We start from the raw sequence: 6,461 nt of genomic DNA, 5'->3' as shown, positions 1-6,461 counted from the left end.
GTCCACCGCCTGGCGGACCGTGCGCCGATGAACCCGATGCCGCTGAGCCAACTCGGGGTTCGACAGCTCCTCGACCCGTCTGTCACGCCTTATCTGTTCGACCAGTTCCACCTTCGACCGTGCCTTTCCCGAACCTCCACGCCGATGACGACTGACGTGTAAATCGCATCCCGGGTGGGGCCAATTTTCGCGACGACACGCTGAGCCCACCGTGCAGCTAATCACCGCCCAGGTGGAGCCAAAATTCATGCAGAAAAACGACCCAACTGGGGCCAACTCAGGTGATCACACGCAGACCCCCTATGGCGAGAAGTACGCGGCGTCGGGCAAGTCGGTGCGTGACCTTCCCGGCGTCGCCGAGGTGCAGAGCCCGTACCTGCACATCGAGGGCAGCAGCGGTGTCGCCGTCGCGTTCAACAGTCCCGGCGCCAGGCAGACTGTCAACGTCCGACAGAAGGTGGAACAAGCGCGCGCCCTCGCCGATGCGATCGAACAGGGCCTGGCCGCGGTCACAGATGAGCAGGCCCGCGCCGCAGCCGAAGAGCTCATGTCGGCCATCCGCAGTGAATCGAACGCGGATGCCCCGTCCCCGGGTCGGCTCAAGACGTTGGCTACCGCGGCGATGACTTCGATCGCGACCGCGGCTGGCACCGAGGTCGGGAAGGTGATCATCGAGGCAGCGCTTCCCCTGATTTCCTGACACCAGATGCATGCGGCTGCCGCCGCGGGAGCGCCGCGAGCAGCCGTGGAAATCCTTCCTCCGGCTTGATGCCGCACGGACTTACTCGGCGAGGTATCGACGTCGCAGACCGCGTCAGACCGTACGATCTACGCTACGCAGCACATTCCGCCAGAAGGGAGGCGTCATGGCTGGCCTCGGCGAGCACATCACCGCGATGGTTCGCAATCACGCTGCCGGCGACGACGCCGCCTTCTATTCCGTCGCACTGCAGATCGCGGCGCGCGAGGCCCGGCAGGGGCACCACGTCCTGGCCGCCGACATAAAAAAAGCAGTAGACGCGTCGCGTGAACGCGCTCCCCTTGCGAACGTCACTGCTCTTCCACGAGTTCGTGGCGAGTTGGCCGAGCTGGTCGAAGCATCGCATCCACAGGTTCACCTGCGTGAACTGGTGGCGCCGTCGGAACGGACCGCTCAAATCAAGCAGTTGCTCGCCGAGCAGCGTCAGCGGAAGAATCTGCTTGAGCATGGGTTCGCGCCATCGCACCGCCTACTCTTAGTCGGGCCGCCGGGAACCGGCAAGACGATGACCGCATCGGTCCTCGCCACCGAGCTGGCCCTGCCGATGTACACCGTCCGTTTGGATGGTCTGCTCAGCAAGTTCATGGGTGAGACTGCGGCGAAACTGCGCATCGTATTCGATGCCGTTGCTGCGGAACGTGGCGTCTACCTCTTCGATGAGTTCGATGCGCTCGGCGCGGACCGCTCAGGGAACGACGTCGGCGAGGCCCGCCGAATACTGAACTCGTTTCTTGTATTCCTCGAGAACTCCAGCCCCGAATCGATCGTGATCGCAGCCACGAACCACCGATCCATCCTTGACAAGGCGCTGTTCCGGCGCTTCGACGCGGTGCTGGACTACACACTCCCCGACGCTCGGCAAGCCACCGCGGTGATGCGTGCCCGGCTGGGCTCGCTGGTTGAGCGGGCAAGCCTGGCCAAGCTAGGCGAGTACACGGACGGACTAAGTCATGCGGACCTGGTGAAGGCTGCGGAATCGGCGGCCAAGGCGGTCCTAATGCGAGGTGATGCGATGGTGGAGCGCGACGATCTCATCGCAGCGTTGAACGCGCGGCGATCGGCCGCTATTGGCTGACCAGGACCACGCACTCGACCACCTCTACGTCCAGGGATATGCCACAGCTGAGAGCTTCGACCGCTACTCCGGAGACAGCGGCGGTGGGGGATTCAAGCGCCGAACAGTCAACCGCGGTACTCACGGAGCTGCGCGCAATCAGGAGCTGTCCGACACGTTCGGTGAACTTGATGGCGAACGCGGGGACTTCCAGCTCGCCGACGATGAGCTCACCTCGCAGGGAACAATCATCGTCCTCGAAGGCGAGGGCGCGTCGTATCCCCTGAAACTTGAGTCGCTGAACCGGATGACCACCCACCGGAAACAGCCGAAGCAGCCTCGCTGGCTCCTGTTGTCGGTCCGGCCAGCGACGGAGACCGCCCCAGAACGGGCGACGGTGTGGGTGGCAGATGCGCACCGCGCCGCGTTCATGAAGCTGTTCGAGGACTATCTCAATGGCCTCACCAAGACTGGGCAGCCGCCGAACCAAGACCTCGTCGCCAACATCTCCCGGATCCGCAAAGCCGTTCTCGCTGATCTCTGGACGTCAGACGGTGAACCACCGCAGCGGGGGCAGCACTGGTGGGAGCTCTGGCTCGACACCTCGGGTGGCGATATTGAAGCCATCAACGGGTTCGTGAACGTGTACCAGCTTCGAATGCTGCCTCGGTCGATCCAGTTCCGTGACCGCTTCGTGGTGTGGGTCGAGGCTACTTGGAGCCAACTCGAACCGCTGCCGTTCACACTCGTGCCTCTGGCGGAGATCCGCAGGCCGGAGTTCATCGAGACGATCGAGGACCTTCCTCCCGCTGAACAGGACGAATACGTCCAAGACCTGGTCGAACGCTTGAGTTCCGCCGAGGGTAGCGCACCTGCGGTGTGCCATTTGGACACCGGTGTGCTGCGCAGCCACGTTCTGATCGAAGCATCCCTTGCGCCGGAGGACCTACACACCGTCGTCGGCGCGTCGGGAGCGGACATGGATCCGCGCGGGCACGGTACCTCGATGGCTGGCCTGGCGCTATTCGGTGATCGGCTAGACGCGGAGCTGCAGAGCAACGACCCCGTTCAGCTCCGGCATCGTCTGGAGTCCGTGCGAATGAAGCCGGGTCCCGACGAGGCGCAGATCGATCCCTTGGACTACGGGAGCGCCACGATCCAAGCGGTTGCACTCCCGGAAATCACTGCTGCACGTCGGCGCGTATTCGCCCTCACGTTGAGTACCAAGCCTGACAACCCCGGAGACCCCACGCTGTGGTCCGCCGCCATCGATGCCCTTGCTGTCGGCACGGAAACCACTCGCGACGGTGACCACTTCCGACTCATCTCGGAGCCGGATCCCGATGTCGCGCGTCTCATCGTCGTCGCTGCGGGCAACGTCGACTCCTACATGATGGAACACGCCGACAACTCCGACCTTGCTGCGATCGAGGATCCCGCTCAGGCATGGAACGTGTTGACGGTTGGCGCGTTCACCAACTTGACTGAGGCGCCGCAGCATCCTCAGTACGCAGGTTGGACACCACTCGCAGAGCCTGGTGATCTGTCGCCCCACAGCCGAACTTCGATGTTGTTTCGACACCGCAGCGCGCCCATCAAGCCTGACATCTGTATGGAGGGCGGCAACGTCCTCACAGACGGCGCCCAGATGTTCGAAACCAAGCTCCCCGGCCTGTCTCTACGGTCGACAGGGAACAACAACAACGTCGCCCTGGCCTCCGCCAACGCCACGAGCGCCGCGACCGCTCAAGCGGCACGTCTGGCTGCATTGGTGATGGAGCGATACGCCGATTACTGGCCGGAGTCGATCCGAGGCCTCCTGACCCATGAGGCGGAATGGACTCCAGCGATGGCCCACAAAGTCGAGGCTGACCAGCCCAAAGCCATTCGCCTCGAACAGCTCCGGCGCTACGGCTGGGGCGTGCCGGCAGAGGACTCCGTTCTCAACTCATCCCGGCGCGCAGTCACCCTGGTCACTCAGGATCAGTTCGTGCCGTTCGATGGCAGCAGCTATTCGATGCGGCGCTTCCGGCTGCACACGCTTCCATGGCCTACAGAGGCCCTTGAAGAGCTTGGGGCTGCGCCGGTTCGGCTGCGGATCACGTTGTCGTACTTCATCGAGCCGTCAGCGTCGCGACGTGGGTGGCGGCAGCGGTATGCCTACGCGTCTCACATGCTCCGGTTCGACTTGCAAGGGGAGTTGGAGACGCGTCAGCAGTTCGTCGCTCGAATCAACCGAAATGCTCAACTTCAGGAGGATGGCAGGTCCGGTGCGGGAACAACCTCCGCGAGGTGGCTCCTTGGGGAACGTCAGCGCCATCTTGGATCGCTGCACCAAGATGAGTGGCACGGCACCGGAAGCGAACTCGCGCACTGTAATTCAGTGGCCGTCTACCCCGCGGGAGGGTGGTGGAAGAACAACAGGCGGCAGGATCGGATTGATGTGCCTGTGCGCTATTCGGTGATCTTGTCGCTCAGAACCCCCGAGCAGGGTGTCGACTTGTACACGCCGATCGCGACCCAACTGCGGATTCCTATCGAGACCGAGATCGCCACCGAGTGAGATGGCGCACGCATTGAGATACAGGAGCACGAACCACGAGAGGACGCCACAGAGCCGAAAGCGTCACAGTGACAAAAGGATTACGCTGGGTACCGCCAAACGTTACAAGGAAGAATTTCGGGTTTCTCAGAATGTGCAACCAACCGCCGGCAACGAACCATGAATTCTCGGACCCATCCGAACGACAGGGGATGACGACGGGACCGGCCAGCGATGAACCAGCGTCAGACCCAAAGCCACCGGTGCGAACATTTGGACAGCTCCCAGATATCCATCTCTCAGAAGATTTCGATGAACCGCTACCAGATACGGAAATCGCATTCTGGGAAGCTGATTCAACAGACTGATTCGACTTCTACGCATGCGAACTATTGGTTCCCGCAAAGCCGCCACTATCATCAATACGTCACAGTGACGAAAGGGCGCGGGTTGGGCGAGCGTGCCGTGGGTGGGCGCGCTGCCGGACTTGGTGCGAAATCCGATTCACGCCACCAACTCGGAAGCATCACAAGATGCACAACCTGGTAGGCGAAGGGCTGGAAAACTCCGTGCGCCGGTCGGCGAAATGGTGAAAAAGTCGGAGATCAACTGCAAAACGACATGCTGGACCTCTAAGCTCCCGAAATCCACTGCGACACAATATAACTCGCAACGGTTAAGTACCGATAAGCAACATTATGTCAAGTAAAGTACTCGGTTTTCATCAGATGAATCACGAACACGCCGTGTGACTTGTCCGGTCTCGATATATCTGGCGGTTTTCGCAATAGACCTGGCGGAGTTCGGAGTGTCGCGGATTTCTCAGTGGAACTGGCGGTTACTGTCAGACCTCAGCGGTACCGTCCGTAGCAGGTGGTTGAAGGGGGTCTAGGTGGCAGTTCCACGCCTGCGCTCACTACCGCGGAACGTGACCGACGTGACGCGGTTGTTGGCCTGCGTCGACGGCGACACCCAAAACCACCCCTTGTCGCCGGACGCGGGATCGGTACTTCTGGAGCGCACGACCCCGATCCGCGAATTCTTCTCCTGGCCGGGCAAGCGCAACTACGAAGGCATGTACTGGTCCAGCACAAACCGTGCGCACGTAGAGTTCGAGTCGCTCCTCGAGCGCGAGTATCTGCTGGCAGCCGACAACGCGTCCGACATTGTCGCCATAGCAGCGCAGCCGCTGGCATTGCTATGGCCACGAGCCACACGGGGTAACCGGGACCACGTCCCGGATTTCTTCGTTCGACTTGCCAGCGGTGCTGGCCGCTTAATCGACGTACGCTGCTCGAAGGTAGCAGAGAAGCACGCCGAGCAGTCCACGTTGACGCGCGAAGTCTGTGATGAAATCGGCTGGGAATACGAGGTCTTCACGGGTCTGCAGCCCGAGCTCGCCCACAACCTGCGCTGGCTTGCCGGATATCGGCAGGACCGCAATGCTCCCCCGGCGGTGGTCCAAGAGTCGATCAAGGACTGTTTCGCGACTCCGGTGCCACTTGGGGTTGGTCTTGGCGTAGCCAGCGCGCGTACAGGCCGGAGCGTCGAACTCACCACCGCAAATGTGCTGCACCTGATATGGCGCAGAAAGCTGTCCGCGGACCTGACCCGACCGCTCTCGATGTCCAGCGAGGTGTGGGCATGAAGGCGGTTCGGCTCTTCGACTTGCTGAGTTACGACGGACAGACATGGCAGGTCGTCGCGCAGGATGGGCCGCAACTGGCGCTGAAAGAACTTGTGTCAGGTCGGATCCGGAAGATCGGCGTAGCGGAACTCCTCGGTGACGAGAGCTTCCTTCCCGACGTCCCCGACCGCCTACCTCGACTTGATTCGGTCGCAGTGCTAGAGACGTTGGATTTTGCTGCCCGCGAACGCGTACTGTTCCTTCGCCGCCACATTGTTGAAGTGCTAACCGGTAGGCCCCCCGCGGAGCTCGACGGGCTCGATGAACATTCGTCGATGCCGATACGCCGTGAGTACGACTCGAAACTTCCACTGAAGGACCGCATTGCCGCGAAGGTATCCGAGTTGGCGGCAGCCAAAACCCCTGTCGGACAACGGAGTCTGGAACGGTATATCAAGGCATACCGACAGGACGGTGT

The 6,461-nt window shown here is 61.7% G+C and carries 4 protein-coding genes and 1 pseudogene; all 5 read left to right on the top strand.

Annotated elements, in window-relative coordinates; all coding sequences use genetic code 11:
- The first annotated feature begins 247 nt into the window (after positions 1–247).
- Positions 248–700 (top strand): hypothetical protein, encoded by a 453-nt coding sequence (locus tag AC2VON_RS00420; RefSeq protein ID WP_486951177.1) that lies wholly within the window; start codon positions 248–250, stop codon positions 698–700.
- 166 nt (positions 701–866) lie between these two features.
- Complete coding sequence (locus AC2VON_RS00415) at positions 867–1,835, top strand: AAA family ATPase (RefSeq protein ID WP_486951176.1); 969 nt, start codon at positions 867–869, stop codon at positions 1,833–1,835.
- Positions 1,828–4,377: a S8 family peptidase gene (locus AC2VON_RS00410; protein ID WP_486951175.1), complete on the top strand. Its 2,550-nt coding sequence runs from the start codon at positions 1,828–1,830 to the stop codon at positions 4,375–4,377. The genes AC2VON_RS00415 and AC2VON_RS00410 overlap by 8 nt, the downstream gene beginning before the upstream one ends.
- An 871-nt stretch (positions 4,378–5,248) precedes the next feature.
- Complete coding sequence (locus AC2VON_RS00405; RefSeq protein ID WP_486951174.1) at positions 5,249–6,004, top strand: TnsA-like heteromeric transposase endonuclease subunit; 756 nt, start codon at positions 5,249–5,251, stop codon at positions 6,002–6,004.
- A pseudogene (locus tag AC2VON_RS00400) lies at positions 6,001–6,461 on the top strand (Mu transposase C-terminal domain-containing protein); the annotation flags it as partial. The gene AC2VON_RS00405 and the pseudogene AC2VON_RS00400, both read left to right, overlap by 4 nt.

Source organism: Mycobacterium sp. TH-M82 (genome assembly GCF_057473605.1).
This window is presented reverse-complemented; position numbering and strand designations above follow the sequence as displayed.

Coding starts and splice junctions, on each gene's coding strand:
- AC2VON_RS00415 (WP_486951176.1), top strand. CDS start 867: ATGGCTGGCCTCGGCGAGCACATCACCGCGATGGTTCGCAATCACGCT.
- AC2VON_RS00420 (WP_486951177.1), top strand. CDS start 248: ATGCAGAAAAACGACCCAACTGGGGCCAACTCAGGTGATCACACGCAG.